We start from the raw sequence: 19,167 nt of genomic DNA, 5'->3' as shown, positions 1-19,167 counted from the left end.
AGGCGTGGAAGCAGGGCTTGTTGAAGGGGCGCGAGCGTACAGACAACAGTGACCGCGCGCCTCGAACGAAAATTACAGGGTGGTGGCTTTCAGCTTCGTGCCGATTTTACCGAACGCATCTTTCAGGCCATCCGTGAACAGGGTAACGCCGCCCACCAGCGCTGCAGCGACCAGCGCAGCGATCAGTGCGTATTCAATTGCGGTCACACCATCTTCTTCAGCGATAAAGTTTTTGATGAAATTCATGATTAATCCATTCAGAGTAAGTGTTAACAACGTCATGTAGGACTGCTGATGCAAGCAGTAAATCGATCGCTTATGAACCCTTGCATATGGCCAGCAGCGCAAGCAGGAACACCACGGCCATCAGCGACAGCAGCAAAGCGTGTTCGAAAAATGAGTTACCACTTTGATCTTGCAAGAAATACGCAAGCTCACCCGTCCCACCATCGTTCAAGCGCATTTCCAGCTCCTGTCACCGTTCGCATTTTCAATCTAGCTAACTCAGCGACGATCACCGATTGCTGATAATGGTATTGTATGGAAATACATATTGATACCAATCAGACAAAAGTCATTTTGTTGCCGGTACAAAAGAGCCTTTTTTCCTACATGACATCAGTACATTTGTACTGATGTCAGTATTCCCGGGGCGCCGCCAGCCCGTTCTTCACCGCGTAGACATACAGTTCCAGGCGGTTGGCAACGTCCAGTTTGTTGTAAATCGACGTCAGGTGATTGCGCAAGGTTTGCTCGGAAATGAAAGCGCGCTGCGCGATGGTCTTGTTGAGTGCCCCATTGCCTTCGACCATCATCGCGACTATCTTGCGTTCCTTGAGGGTCAGTTGGGCAATGCGCGCCATTTCGGGATCGGGCGGCGCCGGCGCTGGCGCCGGCTTGATCAGCGCTCCCAGCAGACTGCCCAGCAAGGCCTGGTCCAGGCACAATTCGCCCCGATGTACCCTGGCAATGGTATCGATCACCTGGTCCGCCGCCGCCTCCTTGCCGATCACGCCGCGCGCGCCGCTGCGCACGGCGCGGCCCAGCACTTCCTGGTCGCGCGTGCCGCTGAACATCACCGCCCGCGTGACGCCATTGGCCAACAGCGCGGGGATGAAATCGACGGAACACACGCCGGCGAGGTCCACGTCCAGCACGACAATATCGGGGCGCAAACTCTCGGCAAGCTCCAGCGCGCCGCCTATCGTACTGGTGCTGGCGACCACCTGCATCGCCGGTTGCGCCTCTTCCAGCAGTTTTTCCAGTCCCCACAACATGGTTTTATGATCATCAACCAGCATGACGCGGATGGGATGCAGACTTGACATACGATGGCCTTTAACGGGTCAGTGGTGACGCTCTTGCCGTCAGACTGGAATTTCAATATGCACGGCGGTGGCGCCATCAGCGCCTTGGCTGACCCGCACCCGACCGCCCAGCGCCATGGCGCGTTCAGCAATGGAGGCAGGCATGAAGTCGACGCGGGACGACGTATCGCCGGCATTCTCTATCGAGATCGACAAGGCATGCGCATCACAAACGAGTGTCACGCGGCCCTCGCGGGCGGTGGTGTGCTTGCGGATATTGCTCATGCCTTCATTGACGATCTGAAATACTTCGGCTGCCAGCCGGTCGCTGAGATCAAACGCGCTGTCCGAGACGATCTCGATCGTGATGCCAAAAAACTTCTTCAGCTGCTCCGCCTGGCGCCGCAACGCCACCAGCAAGATCACCTGTTCCCGCTCCGCGCCGCCGCGCACTGTCTGCGCCATCCGGCGCAGGTCGCCAATCACCTGGCCGCTCATGTCGATCAGCTTGTCGAGATCGGCCAGCAAAGGGCTGTCGGCGGCCGCCTTGGCGCGCAAGGCGCTCAAGCCATGGCGCAGGCCGATATACGGCTGAATGGTCGAATCGTGCAAGTCGCGCGCAATCTTTTGCCGCTCGCGGTACGCCGCGCCGGAGGCCAGCTTGTCGAGAATGGCGATGTTTTCAATCAGGGGGAACACTTGCGCTACGATATGCAGCAGGAACCTGGCGTCGGCCCGGGTCAGCCGGCTCTTCGCGGAGATCACGTAGATGCGGCCCAGTCCCTTATGCAAAGGAAGGGGCACGCTGATGAAGGAGCGCGCATCGAGCAGTTCGGCCAGCGCCGTGCCCTGCGGCCCATGCGCATCGAGCCGCTGCCACTTCGCACTGCCGCGTTCGACTCCCGTGAGCACGCTCGCCAGCCCCAGGCGCGCGCGCAACGACGGCGCGTACAGCACGCTCTGGCTGGCATTGAACACCATCAGCGGCGCCACTGCGGCTTCGCTCAGCTGGCTGACACGCCCCGCGTGTCCGCCTCTGTCTTCGAGCGCCGTACGCAACTGCCACTGCGCCGCATCGCCCTCGCGCATGACGAGGATACAGCTGCTGGCGTCAAAAAAAACTCGCGCTTTCTGCAAGACCGACGCCACCGTATGGTCAACGCCAAAGCGGGGATTCGATTGCTGGCTGACCTCGCGCAACAACGCCAGGCGGCGCTTCTGCAACAGCCCCAGGCCACCCCAGTACGCAATCATGTAGCCGAGCGCCATGACAAAGGTCGTGCGCAGCAACAGGTGCGAAATGATCAGCTCAGGGGTCGATGCCACCGATGCCAGCACCAGCAGAACACAGGAGGCAAGCGTGATGCGCGCGCCTTCATCGAGTCCGCGCTGAAACGAGGCCGCCAGGATGACGAAGAAAAAGAAGGGGAAAAAATAGCTATCGGCACCACCGGTACCATACACGATCAAGCCGCACCACAGCACGTCGAGCCAGGATATCAGCTTGCCATGCAGCACCGGATGCTTAAAGTAAAGAAAAACAAACAGCACTGCGCTATGCAGCACATACGAGCACAAGATCAACCAGGCCAGCTGATTTGGCACACCCAGCTTGCCGGGGTTGATAATCAGCGTCAATAAGGCCGTCACCGACAACAGCAGGCGCATGCCAGAGATCATGATCAAATCTGCCTGATCGACCAATGGCAATACCGTATCGGCATTTGGTTCCTCTTGCAGTTGTTGCTGTTGCAGCATGCTGATTTATTCACTTTTCAAAAACACCATCGGCTGGATCGCCAGGATAATGGTTAAATATTTTTTAATTTATTAAGCCTCAGCATCTTACCCTCAGGAACGTTACTCAGGGGTATGGCGTAATCAATTAACTACATTTATTACAAGAAACTTGATTTACATACACTTTGGTGCCAACCTTGCGCACTCGAAGCGAGATACAATAAAAGCCCGCACCATGGGCGACAGGCCCACAATCACACCGATGCCGGCGCGAGCCTTGATACGGATACCAGACATGATGCTCAACCAGGCCACCCCCTTCCGGCCCCCGCAAGGCAGATTCAGGCAATGTGGCTCCACCCTCGTCGAATTCGCCATCATCGCCCCGGCTTTCCTGCTGCTCATGATAGGCATCATCGAGCTGAGCATGGCATATTTTGCCAATCTCACCATGCAGCATGCGGTACGCGAAGGCGCGCGCTATGCAGTGACGGGCAATAGTGACCTCGATCCGAACGCCAGCAACCAGCAGCGCTACCAGGCCGTCATTCAAAAAATGAAGGATAGTTCGATGGGCATCTACGACAAGGTCAATCCCGTCATCACGGTGAACGGCACCAGCGGCACCAGCACCGGCATGTTCGGCAACGCTGGCGATATCGTGGTTATCTCGATCGATTGCAGCTGGACCTTTGCCACCCCGCTGATGGCGGCCATTTTCAAGGATGGCAAGACGCATTTCGTGGTGGCCGCCACCATGCGCAACGAAAGCTTTGGCGGCCTATGATGCGCTCCCACTATCCTGCGCGGCGCGGCGCGCGCGGCATCGCCGCCGTGGAATTTGCCATCGTGCTGCCGCTGCTGGCGCTGCTGCTGTTCATGGTGGTCGACCTGTCGCGCGCCATCCAGGCCAAGATCATCCTGCTCAACATCAGCCGCGAAGGTGCCAACCTGGCCTCGCGCGCCACGTCCGACCTGAGCGGATCGAGCCAGACCATCATGAATGCGCTGGCTGCCAGCACGCCGCCGCTGGACATGAACAAGCGCGGCATGATCTACATTACCAAGATCATGGGCTACACGGCGAAGAGCGGCTTGCGCAATATCGTGCTGGAACAGTACCGCTGGGACGCCGGCGCGAAAGTGAGCGGCTACCTGCCCGCCAGCCAGGTGTGGCAATGCGGTAGCTGGAGCAATGGCACGTGCACCAATATCGCCAAGGCCGACAGTGCCCCCGCAGTGTCACTGATGTCGGGCCAGCTGTCCGATGGCGAACTGATTTATGCCGTGGAGACTTTCTATAATTTCGACATGCTGTTCGGCACATTAAAAATTGGCGACAGCACAACGCCTGTCCTCGGCCCCAACCTTAATTCGATGACGGTATTCTGATGCGCATCCCACACAAGAAACAGAACGGGCAAGTGCTGATCATGGTGGCGCTGTCGGCTATCGTCCTGGTCGCCTCCGTGGGCCTGGCCATCGATTCGGCGCTCGGCTATTTCGTCAAGGCCAAGCTCAATGCGGCAGTCGATTCAGCCAGCCTGGCGGCGGCGCGCGGCGTGACCCTGGGAGATACACAGGCAGCGCAGGCGGCCAACGCGCGCCAATCGGCCAAGGAATTTTTTGATATCAACTATCCCGACAAATTCCTGCTCTCCACTCCCGTACTCAACCCCGTCGGTGTGACCTTCGACAAGGGCACCGTCACCATCGACGTCTCCGCCACCGCCTCCCTGCCCGTCTCGCTGATGGGCATACTCGGCTTCGAGACCCTGAACGTGGCGGCCAGCGCGCAAACCATCCGCAAGGATCTCGACATGGTGCTGGTGATGGATACCTCGGGGTCGCTGGAACCCAATGCCGCCGCCGTACGGGCGGCGGGCATTTCCTTTTTGAATAAATTCAATTCCACCGTGGACCGCGTAGGCCTGCTGCATTTCGCCTCGGATGCGCAAACCGATCTGGCCATCAATCCCATCACGCGCGGCTTCAACCGCACCACGACCACGGCGGCGATCAAAAATTTTTCCTTTGAAGGCGGCACCAATTCGGCCGAAGGCATGTGGCAGGCGCGCAAGCAGCTGAAAGGTATCGACCAGATCAACCGTTCCAGCCTGCGCGTCATCGTGTTTTTTTCCGATGGTTCGCCGGCCGCCTTTTCCGGGTACTTTCCGAACTCGAACAATAGATGCAAGGACGCCGGTGGACTCGCCACCTACACCAAATTTCAATCGGACGCCCTGGCCGGCCTGTACAAGATGCGCACGACCAACACTCTGTTGAAGGGTGACTGCGACTCCGGCACGATTACTTCCCTCCCTCTCTGGTATAACGCGAATAACCCGGACACCCAGCCCAACGATCCGAATGCACGCGAATTTCCCATCGTGACCAGCACCCCGCGCCCCGTGACGGCATCCGTATCCTCGTCGCAGGACCAGTGGAACAATGTGCACCGCGCCTCGCGCAACCTGGCCGAAGCCATCGCAGCGAAGTCGCGCCAGGAAGACATTTACGTCTTTACCTTGGGCATGGGCGCATCGCTGAAAGCCAAGGAAGGGCCGGATAGCGAACTGGGCGAAGACTTGCTGCGCTGCATGGCCAATACAAGCGATGCGCCTACGCGTTGCCGCAAGCCGGCCGAACCCATGGGCCTGTACTGCTATGCGGCCACCGAGAGCGACCTGAGCCCCTGTTTCACGCGGCTCGCCTCGGCCATCCTGCGCATTTCCAAATAAGGCCCGGCCGCCTAGAAGGCGAAGCAGCTGCAGCCCAGCGCACCCCAGAAGCCGAAAAAATCGCTGATCGGCACGGCCGACTTGCGCGCCCGGTCGTGGGCATGCGCATGCACGCCGCAGGCGCCCGCGCACTGGTGCGGCAGCAAGGCTTGCGCCGGCCTGGCAGCAGGACGATAATGACCGGGCACCGCGCGCACGGGCGACCACTCCGGCAGCACGGGAATCGGTGGCGGCGCCAGGGTCGCAAATTCCGCCTGACCGCAGACGATCTTGCCGCCCACCATGGTCAGCACGGAGTCGATGGACTTGATCGCCTCTTCCGGCACGGCGAAATAATCGGCCGACAGTACGGCAAGGTCGGCCAGCATGCCCGCGCGGATGCACCCCTTCTTGCCTTGCTCGCTGGAAAACCAGGCGCTGCCCGCCGTCCACAGTTCCAGCGCCGTGTCGCGCGACAATCTGCCCGCCGCGTCCGTCAGGGCCAGGCCGCCCACGGTGCGTCCCGACACCAGCCAGTACAGCGCCGTCCACGGGTTGTAGCTGGCGACCCGCGTGGCATCCGTGCCGCCGCCGACCGGTACGCCCGCGTCCAGCATGCGCTGCACGGGCGGCGTGGCCTTGGCTGCATCCGCGCCATAACGCTCAACAAAATATTCGCCCTGGAAAGCCATGCGGTGCTGGATGGCGATGCCGCCGCCCAGTGCCCTGACGCGGTCGATATTGCGCGCACTGATGGTTTCCGCGTGGTCGAACAGCCAGTGCAAGCCGCCGAACGGCGTGTCGCGGTTGACCTTTTCGAACACGTCGAGCATGCGGCTGATCGATTCGTCATAGGTGGCATGCAGGCGGAAAGGCCAGCGCTGCTCGACCAGGTGGCGCACGACCTTTTCCAGCTCGTCTTCCATGCCGGCCGCCAGCTCGGGGCGCGGCTCAATGAAATCCTCGAAATCGGCGGCGGAAAACACCAGCATTTCGCCGGCGCCGTTATGGCGATAGTAATCCGTGCCGTCGCCCGGTTTGACCATGCCGGTCCACTTCTGGAAGTCCTGCAGTTCCGCGCCCTTGTTTTGCGTGAACAGGTTGTAGGCGATGCGGATGGTCAGCTGCTGCTTTTGCGCCAGCTCGTCGACAACGGCGTAATCCTCGGGATAATTCTGGAAGCCGCCGCCCGCGTCGATGGCGCTGGTGATGCCGAGCCGGTTCAGTTCGCGCATGAACTGGCGCGTGGAATTGACTTGCAAGTCGAGAGGCAGCTTCGGGCCTCTCGCCAGGGTCGCATACAGGAGCATGGCGTTCGGCCGGGCGATCAGCAAGCCGGTCGGGTTGCCGGCCCCATCGCGCACGATTTCGCCGCCGGGCGGGTTCGGCGTATTTTTATCGTAGCCGACGGCGCGCAGGGCGGCGCGGTTGAGCAGGGCACGGTCGTACAGGTGCAGGATGAAGACGGGGGTATCGGGCGCGGCCGCGTTGATTTCGTCGAGCGTCGGCATGCGTTTTTCCGCGAACTGGAATTCGGTCCAGCCGCCCACCACGCGCACCCATTGCGGGTTCGGCGTGCGCAAGGCTTGCTCCTTGAGCAGGCGCAAGGCGTCGGCCAGCGAGGGCACGCCTTCCCAGCGCAATTCCAGGTTGTAGTTCAAGCCGCCCCGGATCAGGTGCAGGTGCGAGTCGTTCAGGCCGGGAATCACGGTGCGGCCAGCCAGGTCGATCAGCTGTGTGTCGGGGCCGCGATGGCGCATCACGTCTTCCACGTCGCCCACGGCGAGGAATGTGCCATCGGCGATGGCGACGGCGGACGCCAGCGGCTGCGTCCGGTCGACCGTGTGGAAACGGCCATTGAGCAAGATCGTGTGTGCGTGCATGGAAACTCCCGAATCAAATGAAAACACGGCCCCGCCGGCAGGCAGCGGTGGCGCGATATCAATAAAATCTCAATGGCCTTCGCTGGCGTTGAACATGGATTTGGCGTAGATCAGGCCCAGCCCATAGCCGCCGCCGTGCGCCACGGCCGTCGCCACCGTCTCGTTATAGGTCTCGCCACGGGCCCAGTCGCGCTGCAGTTCCAGCAAGTATTGCACGGACGTCAGCGGCTGCGCGCCCGCCTGTATCATGCGCTGCATCGCCATCGCATGCGCCTCGTCAGAGACGTCGCCGCTGGCGTCGGCGATCACGTAAACGTCAAAACCCTGCTCCAGCGCCGACAGCGCGGGGCCGACGATGCAGACGGAGGTCCACAGACCGGCCAGCACGATCTTGCCCTTGCCGTAGCCATTCACCTTGTCGGCGATGCGCGCATCTTCCCAGGTGTTCATCGTGGTGCGGTCGATCGGCGCCTGTTCCGGGAAGACGGACTGGATTTCGTCGAAAATAGGGCCGGAGAACGATTTGGCGGCCACCGTCGTCAGGATGGTCGGCACCTTGAATTCAAACGCCGCCTTGGCCACCAGGGCCGCGTTGTTGCGCAACAGGGCCAGGTCGATGGAGCGGGTAGCGAACGCCATCTGCGACTGGTGGTCGATCATGATCAGGGTATGGTCGTTCGGGGTCAGCAGTTTTTGGGCGGCTTGGGCGGTGGCGATAGGCATGATGTTTTCCTTGGTGAAAATAATTGAATATGAAAAAAGATGGTACCGTGTGGCGCTTCTGCTCCTGATATACGGAGAAGCTGTGCATTCCGGGCCAGTGCCATGCAGTATGCGCGCACAAAAACGAAAACAAAAACGGAAAGAATACCAAGTTATAGTCAATTTTTTCGATGATATAAAATAGGCCACCGACATACACACAAGGGGAAGAACATGGGATTTGAATTCAGGATCACGGCCAGCCTGGCGCAGGACCAACGCCAGCACATCGCGCAGCTGCTGACGGCGCTGCCGCAGGCGCCGCGCGCACCCGGCAGCGCCATGCCGGAGACCGATATCCGGCTGACGGATGCCGGCCTGTATATATGCCAGCACCTGCGCCCGGATCCGTGGCACGGCCTGGAGACCTTGCGCGCCTGGCTCGATGCCCAAGGCGTGCGCTACACCGTCGACGAGATCGACGACTAGGCGCCATGCGACTAGGCGCCATGGAATGACCAGCAACAAGGGGAGGCGCGCCAGTCCTCCCTTTTTCTTTACTTGCGACATTGCAAAGCTGAAACAAACTCGGCGCTTTTTTGCCATGCTGTTATACTTCGCGTGTGCGGCACATATGACCAGTCCCCTTGCCGCTGTCTTTCGACCCCTAATCTGATTGCCTGCGACTGGCGCCCCCCGATGGCGACAGGCCGATCTCACAATAAAGTTACCATGTCCTTTTCCTCCCTCGGATTGTCCGACGCTATCGTACGTGCCGTTACCGAACACGGCTACACCGTGCCGACCCCGATCCAGACGCAGGCGATTCCCGCCGTGCTGGCTGGCGGCGATTTGCTGGCCGGCGCACAAACCGGTACCGGCAAGACGGCCGGCTTCACCCTGCCCTTGCTGCACCGCCTGTCGACTGACGCGAATGGCGCAGCCATTACCAGCAACACTTCCACGCGCCCGATCCGCGCCCTGATCCTGGCACCGACGCGCGAACTCGCCGCGCAGGTCGAGGAAAGCGTGCGCACCTACGGCAAATACACCAAGCTGAACTCCACCGTGATCTTCGGCGGCGTCGGCATCAACCCGCAAATCAAGCAGCTCAAACACGGCGTCGACGTGCTCGTCGCCACGCCGGGCCGCCTGCTGGACCATATGGGCCAGGGCACGGTTGACCTGTCGAAAGTGGAAATCCTGATCCTGGATGAAGCCGACCGCATGCTCGACATGGGTTTCATCCGCGACATCAAGAAAGTGCTGGCCGTGCTGCCGCCGAAACGCCAGAACCTGCTGTTCTCGGCCACGTTCTCGGAAGAGATCAAGGCCCTGGCCGACGGCTTGCTGAACAAGCCAGCCATGATCGAAGTAGCACGCCGCAATTCGACCGTGGAAGTGATCCAGCAAAAGATCCATCCGGTCGACCGCGACAAGAAGCACCCGATGCTGTCCTACCTGATCAAGTCGAATAACTGGACGCAAGTACTGGTATTTACGCGCACCAAGCATGGCGCCAATAAACTGGTTGAGCAACTGGGCGCGGACGGCATCGGCGCCCTGGCCATCCACGGCAACAAGAGCCAGTCGGCGCGCACGCGCGCCCTGTCGGAATTTAAAGATGGCACCCTGCAAGTGCTGGTCGCCACCGACATCGCCGCGCGCGGTATCGATATCGACCAGTTGCCGCACGTCGTCAACTACGACTTGCCGAACATTCCGGAAGACTATGTGCACCGTATCGGCCGTACGGGCCGTGCCGGCGCCAAGGGCGAAGCCGTGTCGCTGGTCTGCGTGGATGAGCACGAAATGTTGAAAGACATCGAAAAGCTGATCAAGCAAACGCTGCCGCGCGAAGTCATCGCAGGCTTCGAGCCAGACCTGAACGCACGCGCCCAGCCTGTGCAATTGCGCAGCGGCACCGGCGGTCACCGCAACAACAGCCGCGCGCCAGCGGGCGCCGTGGTGCGCGTGAAAACCGGCGGCAGCGGCGCCAAGCCACGCAGCGCTGGCCCGGCGGGCGGCGGTGGCGGCGGCAACCGTTCCGGCAATGCGCCGCGTTCTGCAGCTTCGCATCGCTCCGGCGGCCGCGGCCGCTAAAACGCGGCCTTAAAGCTACTGCGCGGGGCGCTATTGCGTTTGCGTTGCTCGCCGTACTCTTGTACGGCTGCGCTACTCGACGCAATATCACTCCCGCTCGCCACGCTTTCCGGCGGCGTTTGTCTTTATCAGAAAGACGACAAAAAAACCGTTCCAGGACTTGTTTCTGGAACGGTTTTTTTATGCACGCCACCGATTGCCGATTTGGGCTAGGATAGTGTCCATCATCCTCACCTGCGTACTGCCATGCCGAACTTCGCTGCCAACCTCAGCATGATGTTTACCGAACTGCCCTTCCTGGACCGCTTTGCCGCCGCCAGGGAAGCGGGCTTCGATGCCGTCGAATTCCTGTTTCCCTATGCCGTCGAGGCGCGGCAGATCGCCATGCGGCTGGAACGCCACCATCTGCAGCTGGCCGTCTTCAATTTTCCACCCGGCGACTGGGAAAACGGCGAACGGGGCATCGCCTGCGATCCGCGCCGGGGCGAAGAATTCCGCAGCAACGTGCAATTGGCGCTCAACTACGCGCTGGCGCTGGGCGCAAAACAGCTGCACTGCATGTCCGGCATCGTGCCACCCGGCATGAGCCTGGAACGGGCGCGGCAAAGCCTGATCGGCAACCTGCAATATGCAGCCGACGCCTGCCAGCCGCATGGCATCCACGTGCTGATCGAGCCCATCAACCGCTACGACATGCCCGCTTATTTTCTGAACCATAGTCAGCAAGCGGCCGACATCATCGCCGACTGTCAGCGCAGCAATATTTTCTTGCAGTACGACATCTATCACATGCAGCGCATGGAGGGCGAACTGAGCAACACCATCCGCGCCCTGCTGCCCCTGATCCGCCACATCCAGATCGCCGACACGCCGGGCCGCCACGAACCGGGCACGGGCGAAATCAATTACCGCCATCTGTTCAATCTGCTCGACCAGGTCGGCTACGCTGGCTGGGTCGGCTGCGAATACCGTCCCGCGGGCGATACCGTGGCCGGACTGGGCTGGCGCGAACAATTAACGGGCACAAGCGGCGCCTGATCGCAGCACGCTTGCGCCGGCACAAGGCGGACAGCGCAGGCCGGCACGACAATACCTTTCCATACAGTATTTCCTGTCGAGAGGTGACGTGTCCTCCCTGCCCGCCCGCCATGGCCGCGCCCTTGGCCTGCACCTGTACCTGAGCCTCTTCCTGGCTGCCGTGCTGTGCGGCTGCGCCACTTCACGCCCCGAGCTGGCGCAGGTGCGCGCCCTGGCCGCCGGCACCGATGCCCTGAACGCCTTCAGCGAACTGTCGCAGCGCCACGTCGACACTTACCGGCGCGCCCGTCCCTATCTGTCGCCCACCGAAGACGCGCGCGAACGCCTGCTCGATGCCCAGCGCCGTGCCGCACAAGCCGATGTCGCGCGCCTGGCGCAAGCCGTGCGCCTGTACCTACAGGCGCTGGGCCGGCTGGCGCAGGACGACGCGTATGACGTGCAGCCGGAACTGAGCAGTGCCGGCGCCGCCATCCGCGCCTGGCCGGGCAGCGGCATCGATGACCGCCATGTCAGCGCCTACACCGTGCTGCTGCAGCAACTCGCGCGCCTGGCCGGCGCGGCCAGCCAGCAGGCGCACCTGGCGCAGGTACTGCACGACGGCGATGCGCCGCTGCAAGCCCTGCTGGCCGCGCTCGACAGCTTGCTGGCGCTGTACGACAAGAGCGGCGACAACGAGCGCGACATGGTGCTCGGCTTGCTGGACGTGGAAATCGCGTATGCAGACACGCCGCAGCAGCGCCTGCTGGCCGTGCTGGCGAAAAACATGCAACAAAGCAAAACCGAGGAATATCGCCTGCTTGGATTGCGCCATACCTTGGCGCGCCGGCAACTGGCGGCACTGGGACGCGAACACGCCCGGCTCGCTGCCGCCCTCACCACCACGGAGGCACGATGGACGGATCGGTAGACAGGAGCAGCAGCGAACGCCGCGAAGCGGCTCTGAGCAGCGCCATGCGCGTCGAGCAACTGGCCGACAGCCTGTCGCAGGCGGCCGTCACCCTGCATGGCGCCGTCATGCGCGCCATCCGCAAGCGCGCCAGCCAGGGAGAAAACGGTATCAGCCACAGTCAGGCGCAAGCCGTCTTCGCCCTGGAAGTGGCCTTGCGCCAGCAAGCCAACCAGCTGTATGCCGATGCCGCCGGGCATACGGTGGCCGGCCTGGAAACGGCGCAGCGCCAGCTCAGCGGCCTGCTCGACACGGTGCGCCTGCGCATCGCCCGCAACGACGACGTGCGGCACTGGATCAGCCTGGCGACGAGCTTGTTACACCTGGGCAGCGCCGTCCTGGCCGGCAATCCCGAGCGCATCCTCGGCACCCTGGGCAAGGTGCGTGAGCGGCTGCAAGAGATGGCGCCGGACTGATTGAATTTGGCCGGCCAGCGCCTATACTGGGACGTCCCTGCCTGGCAATCGTGCCGGCGGAACCACCAGAGGAGGCCAATATGCGTATCGAACCGTATTTGCAATTCAATGGCAATTGCGCGCAAGCGCTGGAATACTACCGCCAGCACCTGCATGGCACAGACCTGTGCCTGATGCCGTTTCGCGGCTCGCCGGGCAAGCAGCAGGTCAAGGAAGACTGGTACGACAAGATCATGCATGGCTCCGTGCAGCTGGGGCCCACCATGCTGATGGGCTCGGACGGCGGCTGCACCGAGGATGGCGCCAAGGGCATGAGCGGCAGCTCGGTCTGCCTGACCCTCGACACGCCGGAGGAGGCGGAACGGGCCTTCGACGCGCTGGCGCGTGACGGCGACATCCAGATGCCGCTGGAAGAAACGTTCTGGGCCAAGCGTTTCGGCATGCTGAAAGACCAGTTCGGCGTGGCCTGGATGGTCAACTGCCTGAAGGAGCCAGCATAGAACGGCCCGTGCCTGCCTGCGCCGCGTCAAACGCGGCGCAGGCAGTAGCGCAAGCAGAGTAGCCAATCTTGGACTACCATAATGGAAGTAACCTCTACCGGGTGACAACCATGAATGAATTGCCGCAAGATCAGTTGCAACGCCTGCAAGGCGTGCTGGAGCAACGCAAGCTGGCGTTGCTGGAACAGATCGAGAACGAGGCGGCCGAAGCCGATGCGCGCGCTTCGCTGCTCAATGAAATCGAAGCCTCGCCGGCCGACAACGCCAGCGTGCACACATTGAACGCCCTCGTCAGCGAAGCGGCCGAGCACAACCTGGCGCAGCTGGCCATCATCAGGCACGCGCTGGCCAAGTTTGCCGATGGCAGCTACGGCCAGTGCGACAACTGCGGCGAAGCCATCGGCCTGTCGCGCCTGAACGCGCGCCCGGAAGCGCGCCTGTGCATCGATTGCCAGACGCGGCTGGAAAAAGCCCAGCGCTGAGCAGCGTGAGCGTACCATGACCGCTGCGCAACAACAAAGGGCAAGGCATCGCTGCCCTGCCCCCCGTTTTCCAGCGTGACTACCATTGCCTTCCGTCCTCCGCCAGCATCGTGCGTGCCGGCTGGGTGGACGGGTCTCCTCTACTGCCATTGCCCTGCTTCAAGTATCCAGCTGTACGCTAGTTAACTCATGTGCTGCCCGCCATTGATGGCAATGTTCGCGCCCGTGACGAACGCCGCCTCGTCGGACGCCAGGTAAGCGACCAGGGCCGCCACCTCGTCCGGCTCGCCCAGGCGGCCCAGGGGAATCTGCGGCAGGATCTTCGTTTCCAGGATATCGGCCGGCACGGCTGTCACCATCTGCGTGCGCAGGTAGCCGGGCGAGACCGTGTTGACGGTGATGCCGTGGCGCGCCACTTCCAGCGCCAGCGCCTTGCTGAAGCCATGCACACCCGCCTTGGCGGCCGCGTAGTTGCACTGGCCAAACGCGCCCTTCTGGCCATTGACGGACGAGATATTGATGATGCGGCCCCATTTTTTTTCCAGCATCGGTTCGAGCACCTGCTTGCTCATGTTGAACAGGCTGTCGAGATTGGTGCGCATGACCTCGGCCCAGTGCGGCAATTCCATCTTGCGCATGCTCTGGTCGCGCGTGATGCCGGCATTGTTGACCAGCACGTCGATGCGGCCGAACTTCGCCAGCACGCTTGCCACAGCTTCGCTGCAGGCAGCGAAATCGCTCACATCGATGGCCAGCGGGTGAAAATAATATTGCTGCGCCTGTTGCTCGTCGAGCCAGCTTGCCACGCGCGCATTGCCCGGCGTATGTGCCGCCACAACGGCAAAGCCCGCCGCATGCAGGCGGCGGCACAAGGCCGTGCCCAGGCCGCCCATGCCGCCCGTGACCAGCGCTACTTTTTGTTCCTTCATTGCTGTCTCTCCCCGCTTGTTATGGTTGTTCTGCGTGGGATCAAGTGTAGGAGCAGTTTTTATCGCCAGCTTTGCGCCAGATCAAGTGCTCAGCCTGATGCAGTCGTGCGCGGCCGGCACCCCGGACTGTGCCAGAATGGCCCCCTACCGCACAGCGAGAGGACAGGCCATGACGTACAAGACCGTATTGCTCCACATCGACGACAGCGCCGGGCGTGCCGCCCGCATCGACGCGGCAGCCAGCATCGCCCAGGCGTGCGGCGGCCACCTGACGGGCGTGGCGCTGACGGGCGTGTCACGGCTGCTGTACCAGAACCAGCCCGACCTCGACGCCGACCCGAACCTGAGCTTGCATTTGAACTTCCTGCGCGAACGCGCGACGCGCGCCCTTGACGGTTTCGAGCAACAGGTGCGCGCGGCCGGCGTCGCCTCGTTCGAACAGCGCGTGCTCGACGACGAGGCGGCGGGCGGCATCAGCCTGCTGGCCCGCTATGCGGACCTGGTCGTCATCAGCCAATACAATGCCAAGGATAAATCGCCGTCCGTGATGCGCGACTTTCCCGCCTACGTGCTGCTGCATTCTGGCCGCCCCGTGCTGATCGTGCCGTATGCGCCGCCGCTGCCCCTGCTGGCGCCGCCGGCGGCCGCGCGCAATGTGCTCATTTCCTGGAACGCCAGCAAGGAAGCGAGCCGCGCCGTGAGTGCCGCCCTGCCCCTGCTGCAACGTGCCGGGCAAGTCCACGTCGCCATCTTCGATGCCCAGGTGCATGCGGCCGAACACGGCGAACAGCCGGGCGCCGAGCTGACGCACTACCTGGCGCGCCACGGCGTGGAAGCACGGCTGCATCTGCTCGATGGCGGCGGCGTGCGGCGCGGCGATATCGGCGAGGCGCTGCTGTCGCAGGCGGCCGACCTGTCGGCCGATTTGCTGGTGATGGGAGCGTATGGCCATTCGCGCCTGCGCGAAACCATCCTCGGCGGCGTCACCCGCACGATTTTGCAGAGCATGACGATCCCCGTGCTGATGGCGCACTAAGGTCCGTTGAAAACGGCGGGCTAGCCGCCCTGCCAGGGCTGGCTGCGGATCTTCGCCACCTGGCGCTGCGCCAGCCACTGCCACAGCTGCAGCGCGTCGCCCTGCGGCAAGGCCGACATGTGGCGCGGGCTGGCCAGGGCGATTTCGCAATCGCGGTCCGACCATTCCTCGAAAGTGACTTCGCCTCCGCTAGCGACCTCGACCTGATACATCAAGCCATCGTCGTAGCCAAAGCGCAGCAAGACGGCGGCCGGGCTGCCGTCCGGCGTGGCGCCGCGGTAGACCTCGGCCAGCGCATCGGCCAGCTGTGCCGGCGAGGGCGCGCAGATGTCGCGCCCATCGGCCCGTGTCAGAATGAACCATGCCTGTGTCATGACGCGCCCTCCTATCCATACTCGTTAGCATGCGAGGCAAGTACTACAGGCAGTCACCTTGGTCCAGTGTCACTACGGGCGCGCGGAAACTATCCCTGTCGGCATTGTTTACCAATAATTACCAATACTAACAAGTATCATACCTAAAATTGCATGCAGCGCGGCATTTATGCATGTTGCGCGGCTGGCGCGCCGGATCACGCCACCAGCACGGGAATGCTGAGCGGGTCAAAATCGAGCCAGTCGCCATTGGCGATCGTGCCTTGCGCTTCCTCGATATGCTCGGCGCCCAGCCGGTGCAGCGCCTCGAGCGCCCGTTCGCGCTCGTCGAGGCCGCCCAGCGCGACGGCGATCAGCATGCCAGGGTGGCGCGGCTGGCGGCGGTTTTCGCCCTTGTTTTCGCCATGTTCTTCGGACTCGCCTGCCTCCTTCATTTTATTGAAACTGTAGAGCGAGCCCACGTGGGCGCCCACCAGCGCGCCGACGACGGGACCGAGCGGTCCTGTCGCCAGGGTGGCGGCGGCGCCGATGCCCGCGCCCACCACGGCGCCCACGGCCACGCCTTCCACCACGCCTTCCGGCGTCTCTTTGGCGCCGGGCGACATGTCGCGGTCGCCGCCGAGCGCGTGCAAATCGTGCTGCCCCGGCTGGTTGACAAAGAAGGCGCTGATGCGGCTATCGGAAAAACCCGCCTGGTTCAGGGCGGCGCGCGCGGCGTCTATCTGTTCCTGCAACTGAAAATGACCTGCGATGATGCGTGACATGATACGGCCCTCCTGGTCGGCTGCGGGCGCACCGTGCGCCACCGTTCCAGCGTGCGCCTGACCGCCACGAAATACCGTTCGCTTACGCACACAGCCGCTCACTCCTGTGCCCACTCATGCCGACACACCGAAGGGGCTGCGTATATCGGAGAGGAATTGTTGTGCGCGCACATGTTGTGGCCGCGCAAAGAAATCCTCGGGCGTGGCGCGCTCCAGCACATGCCCGTGGTCCATGAACCAGACGCGGTCCGCCACCTCGCGCGCGAAACCCATCTCGTGCGTCACGCACACCATGGTCATGCCGCCCTGCGCCAGGTCGCGCATCACTTGCAGCACCTCGCCCACCATTTCCGGGTCCAGCGCGCTGGTCGGTTCATCGAACAACATCAGCGGCGGCTGCATGGCCAGCGCGCGGGCAATCGCCACGCGCTGCTGCTGGCCGCCCGACAGGGCCGCCGGCATGGCGCGCGCCTTGTGCGCCAGCCCCACCCGTTCCAGCAGGGACAGCGCCCGCTCCTCGGCTTCGCGCCGGGTCAGGCCGCGCAAGCGCTGCGGCGCCAGCGCGCAATTGTCCAGCACCGATAAATGGGGAAACAGGTTGAATTGCTGGAAGACGAAACCGATGTGCGAGCGGAAGGCGTTCACGTCCAGCCCCGGCGCGTAAATATCCTGGCCCGCCACCGTGATGCGGCCCGAAGCGATCGCCTCCAGGCGGTTGATGGTGCGGATCAGGGTCGACTTGCCAGAGCCGGACGGCCCGCACACGACCAGCACCTCGCCCTTGGCGACGTGTTCATTGATATCGCTCAAGGCGTGATAGTCGCCATAGTATTTGTTGACGTTGTCAAAGGTGATCATGCTGCCGCTTTCAAAAGACGCGCCTGGCGCCGCTCAAGCCAGAAGGCGGCGCGCGACAGGCTGAAACATAAAACAAAGTACGTCATGCCCAGCAAAAAATACACTTGCACGGGCTTGGTCAGCACCAGGCCATTGACTTGCGAGGCGATGAACGACACCTCCGCCAGGCCGATGATGGTGCCGAGCGAGGTTTCCTTGATGGTCGAGACGAACTGGTTGACCAGCGAGGGCAGCATGTGGCGCAGCGCCTGCGGCAGCACCACCGTGCGCATGCTGTCCAGGTAATTCAAACCCAGCGAACGGGCCGCCTCCACCTGTCCCTTGGGCACGGCTTGCACACCCGCGCGCACAATTTCCGCCAAGTAAATACCGTCGAAGATGACGAGGGCCGCCAGCATGGTGCCGAATTGCCCGCTTTCATGCCCGGTGATGCTGGGCAGGAAGAAATATGCCCAGAAGATGACGAGCAGCAAGGGGATGCCGCGCACCACGTGGATCAGCGCGGCGACGGGCCAGCGCAGCAGGCGCCAGGGGCTCAGGCGCGCCAGCCCCAGCAGCAGGCCGAGCGGCAAGCTGAGCACCAGCGCCAGGCTGGCCAGCAATACCGTCAGCGCCAGGCCGCCCAGCGGCCCCTCGGGATAGCGTCCCACGAGGAAATACAGCCAGTAATCGTGGATGAGTTCCAGCATCAGGACACCTTCCTTTGCAGCAAGGCCGCCAGGCCCGCGATCAGCAGCGAAACGGCCAGGTAGGCCGCACTGGCGAAGACGAACGCCTCCACGCTGCGGAATGAGGCCGCTTCCACGCGTTGCGTCTGGTACATCAGCTCGGCCACGCCGATGACGGTGGCGATGCTGGTGTTTTGCCACAGGTTCAGGGTTTGCGACAGCAGCGGCGGCGCGGCCAGCCGCAGCGCCTGCGGCACGATGCACAGGCGCATGGTGGCGAGAAAGCTGAAGCCCAGCGCCCGGCCCGCCTCGAATTGCTGGGCGGGAATGGCACGGATGCCGCTGCGGATGTCTTCCGCCATGTAGGCGGCCGTGTATAAAGTCAGGGCCGCGATGGCGCTGGCCGCTTCGATATTGCCGGCATACAAGCGCTCCTTCCACGTGTCGGGCAGCAATTCGGGCGCGCCGAAATACCAGAACAGGAAGTGCGCCAGCAAGGGCACGTTGCGGATCAGCTCAACGTACGCGGCGCCCAGGCCATTAAGCAAGCGCGACGGCGCGAGGCGCAGCATGGCCACGCCGCACGCCAGCGGCAGGGCAAACAGCAAGGTAATGCCCATCAGTTGCAGGGACAGCAGCAAGCCGGAGACCAGCCAGTCGCGGTAGTCGCCGGACAGCAAAAAGTTCAGATCAAACATGCG

At 62.5% G+C, this 19,167-nt stretch carries 23 protein-coding genes; 11 read left to right on the top strand and 12 right to left on the bottom strand.

Going from position 1 to position 19,167, the window contains the following annotated elements:
• Positions 1–72: 72 nt before the first annotated feature.
• From FJQ89_RS26780 to FJQ89_RS26770, 4 genes are all read right to left on the bottom strand, one after another.
• Entirely contained in the window at positions 73–246 is a 174-nt protein-coding gene (locus tag FJQ89_RS26780; protein WP_141172381.1) for a Flp family type IVb pilin, read from the bottom strand.
• A gap of 70 nt (positions 247–316) precedes the next feature.
• Positions 317–463, bottom strand: a complete 147-nt coding sequence (locus tag FJQ89_RS28130) for a hypothetical protein (protein WP_165829357.1) — start codon at positions 461–463, stop codon at positions 317–319.
• Positions 464–638: 175 nt separating this feature from the next.
• Positions 639–1,328 (bottom strand): response regulator, encoded by a 690-nt coding sequence (locus FJQ89_RS26775; RefSeq protein ID WP_243136292.1) that lies wholly within the window; start codon positions 1,326–1,328, stop codon positions 639–641.
• A 39-nt stretch (positions 1,329–1,367) separates the two neighbouring features.
• On the bottom strand, positions 1,368–3,065 hold the full coding sequence (locus FJQ89_RS26770) for a sensor histidine kinase (RefSeq protein WP_141172380.1): 1,698 nt from the start codon (positions 3,063–3,065) through the stop codon (positions 1,368–1,370).
• Positions 3,066–3,342: 277 nt separating this feature from the next.
• On the opposite strand from FJQ89_RS26770, the gene FJQ89_RS26765 reads away from it, so the two are divergent.
• Genes FJQ89_RS26765 through FJQ89_RS26755 form a run of 3 tightly spaced genes read left to right on the top strand, consistent with a single transcriptional unit; the run spans position 3,343 to position 5,788 of the window.
• Positions 3,343–3,834, top strand: a complete 492-nt coding sequence (locus FJQ89_RS26765) for a TadE/TadG family type IV pilus assembly protein (protein ID WP_141172379.1) — start codon at positions 3,343–3,345, stop codon at positions 3,832–3,834.
• Positions 3,831–4,439, top strand: a complete 609-nt coding sequence (locus FJQ89_RS26760) for a TadE/TadG family type IV pilus assembly protein (RefSeq protein WP_141172378.1) — start codon at positions 3,831–3,833, stop codon at positions 4,437–4,439. The genes FJQ89_RS26765 and FJQ89_RS26760 overlap by 4 nt, the downstream gene beginning before the upstream one ends.
• On the top strand, positions 4,439–5,788 hold the full coding sequence (locus FJQ89_RS26755) for a vWA domain-containing protein (RefSeq protein WP_141172377.1): 1,350 nt from the start codon (positions 4,439–4,441) through the stop codon (positions 5,786–5,788). Before FJQ89_RS26760 ends, FJQ89_RS26755 begins: the two co-directional genes overlap by 1 nt.
• Positions 5,789–5,799: 11 nt before the next feature.
• On the opposite strand, the gene FJQ89_RS26750 is transcribed toward FJQ89_RS26755, so the two are convergent.
• Both FJQ89_RS26750 and FJQ89_RS26745 read right to left on the bottom strand, forming a co-directional pair.
• Positions 5,800–7,650, bottom strand: coding sequence for an amidohydrolase (locus FJQ89_RS26750; protein ID WP_141172376.1), 1,851 nt, complete (start codon positions 7,648–7,650; stop codon positions 5,800–5,802).
• A gap of 69 nt (positions 7,651–7,719) precedes the next feature.
• On the bottom strand, positions 7,720–8,373 hold the full coding sequence (locus tag FJQ89_RS26745) for a hydrolase (RefSeq protein ID WP_141172375.1): 654 nt from the start codon (positions 8,371–8,373) through the stop codon (positions 7,720–7,722).
• Positions 8,374–8,586: 213 nt separating this feature from the next.
• Between FJQ89_RS26745 and FJQ89_RS26740 the strand changes: the two genes are divergently transcribed.
• The 7 genes from FJQ89_RS26740 (at position 8,587) to FJQ89_RS26710 (ending at position 13,837) form a co-directional block, all read left to right on the top strand.
• A complete protein-coding gene (locus FJQ89_RS26740) occupies positions 8,587–8,841 on the top strand; it encodes a hypothetical protein (RefSeq protein WP_141172374.1) in 255 nt (84 codons plus the stop codon).
• A 243-nt stretch (positions 8,842–9,084) separates the two neighbouring features.
• Positions 9,085–10,455: a DEAD/DEAH box helicase gene (locus tag FJQ89_RS26735; RefSeq protein ID WP_141172373.1), complete on the top strand. Its 1,371-nt coding sequence runs from the start codon at positions 9,085–9,087 to the stop codon at positions 10,453–10,455.
• 246 nt (positions 10,456–10,701) lie between these two features.
• Complete coding sequence (gene otnI, locus FJQ89_RS26730; protein WP_141172372.1) at positions 10,702–11,493, top strand: 2-oxo-tetronate isomerase; 792 nt, start codon at positions 10,702–10,704, stop codon at positions 11,491–11,493.
• An 88-nt stretch (positions 11,494–11,581) separates the two neighbouring features.
• A complete protein-coding gene (locus FJQ89_RS26725) occupies positions 11,582–12,400 on the top strand; it encodes a hypothetical protein (protein WP_141172371.1) in 819 nt (272 codons plus the stop codon).
• Complete coding sequence (locus FJQ89_RS26720) at positions 12,385–12,855, top strand: hypothetical protein (RefSeq protein WP_081344827.1); 471 nt, start codon at positions 12,385–12,387, stop codon at positions 12,853–12,855. The genes FJQ89_RS26725 and FJQ89_RS26720 overlap by 16 nt, the downstream gene beginning before the upstream one ends.
• 80 nt (positions 12,856–12,935) lie before the next feature.
• On the top strand, positions 12,936–13,355 hold the full coding sequence (locus FJQ89_RS26715; RefSeq protein ID WP_141172370.1) for a VOC family protein: 420 nt from the start codon (positions 12,936–12,938) through the stop codon (positions 13,353–13,355).
• 110 nt (positions 13,356–13,465) lie between these two features.
• Entirely contained in the window at positions 13,466–13,837 is a 372-nt protein-coding gene (locus tag FJQ89_RS26710) for a TraR/DksA family transcriptional regulator (RefSeq protein WP_141172369.1), read from the top strand.
• 182 nt (positions 13,838–14,019) lie between these two features.
• Here the strand turns inward: FJQ89_RS26710 and phbB are convergent, their stop codons facing one another.
• On the bottom strand, positions 14,020–14,766 hold the full coding sequence (gene phbB, locus FJQ89_RS26705) for an acetoacetyl-CoA reductase (protein WP_141172368.1): 747 nt from the start codon (positions 14,764–14,766) through the stop codon (positions 14,020–14,022).
• A gap of 169 nt (positions 14,767–14,935) precedes the next feature.
• On the opposite strand from phbB, the gene FJQ89_RS26700 reads away from it, so the two are divergent.
• The gene (locus FJQ89_RS26700) at positions 14,936–15,802 is read left to right on the top strand and encodes a universal stress protein (RefSeq protein WP_099760024.1); all 867 of its coding nucleotides are present in this window, start codon (positions 14,936–14,938) and stop codon (positions 15,800–15,802) included.
• A 20-nt stretch (positions 15,803–15,822) separates the two neighbouring features.
• Here FJQ89_RS26700 and FJQ89_RS26695 read toward each other — a convergent pair whose 3' ends face one another.
• The 5 genes from FJQ89_RS26695 to FJQ89_RS26675 all read right to left on the bottom strand — a co-directional run bounded on the left by FJQ89_RS26695 (position 15,823) and on the right by FJQ89_RS26675 (position 19,164).
• On the bottom strand, positions 15,823–16,176 hold the full coding sequence (locus FJQ89_RS26695; RefSeq protein ID WP_071078622.1) for a hypothetical protein: 354 nt from the start codon (positions 16,174–16,176) through the stop codon (positions 15,823–15,825).
• Positions 16,177–16,373: 197 nt separating this feature from the next.
• A complete protein-coding gene (locus FJQ89_RS26690) occupies positions 16,374–16,940 on the bottom strand; it encodes a glycine zipper domain-containing protein (RefSeq protein ID WP_141172367.1) in 567 nt (188 codons plus the stop codon).
• Between the two features lie 114 nt (positions 16,941–17,054).
• Entirely contained in the window at positions 17,055–17,798 is a 744-nt protein-coding gene (locus FJQ89_RS26685) for an amino acid ABC transporter ATP-binding protein (RefSeq protein ID WP_141172366.1), read from the bottom strand.
• Positions 17,795–18,487, bottom strand: a complete 693-nt coding sequence (locus FJQ89_RS26680) for an amino acid ABC transporter permease (protein WP_116743669.1) — start codon at positions 18,485–18,487, stop codon at positions 17,795–17,797. The genes FJQ89_RS26685 and FJQ89_RS26680 overlap by 4 nt, the downstream gene beginning before the upstream one ends.
• Entirely contained in the window at positions 18,487–19,164 is a 678-nt protein-coding gene (locus tag FJQ89_RS26675; RefSeq protein ID WP_141172365.1) for an amino acid ABC transporter permease, read from the bottom strand. The genes FJQ89_RS26680 and FJQ89_RS26675 overlap by 1 nt, the downstream gene beginning before the upstream one ends.
• Positions 19,165–19,167 lie beyond the last annotated feature (3 nt).

This window comes from Janthinobacterium tructae (genome assembly GCF_006517255.1).
Lineage (GTDB): Bacteria > Pseudomonadota > Gammaproteobacteria > Burkholderiales > Burkholderiaceae_D > Janthinobacterium > Janthinobacterium tructae.
The sequence above is the reverse complement of the archived record's forward strand: the minus strand, read 5'-3'. Positions and strand labels throughout refer to the sequence as shown.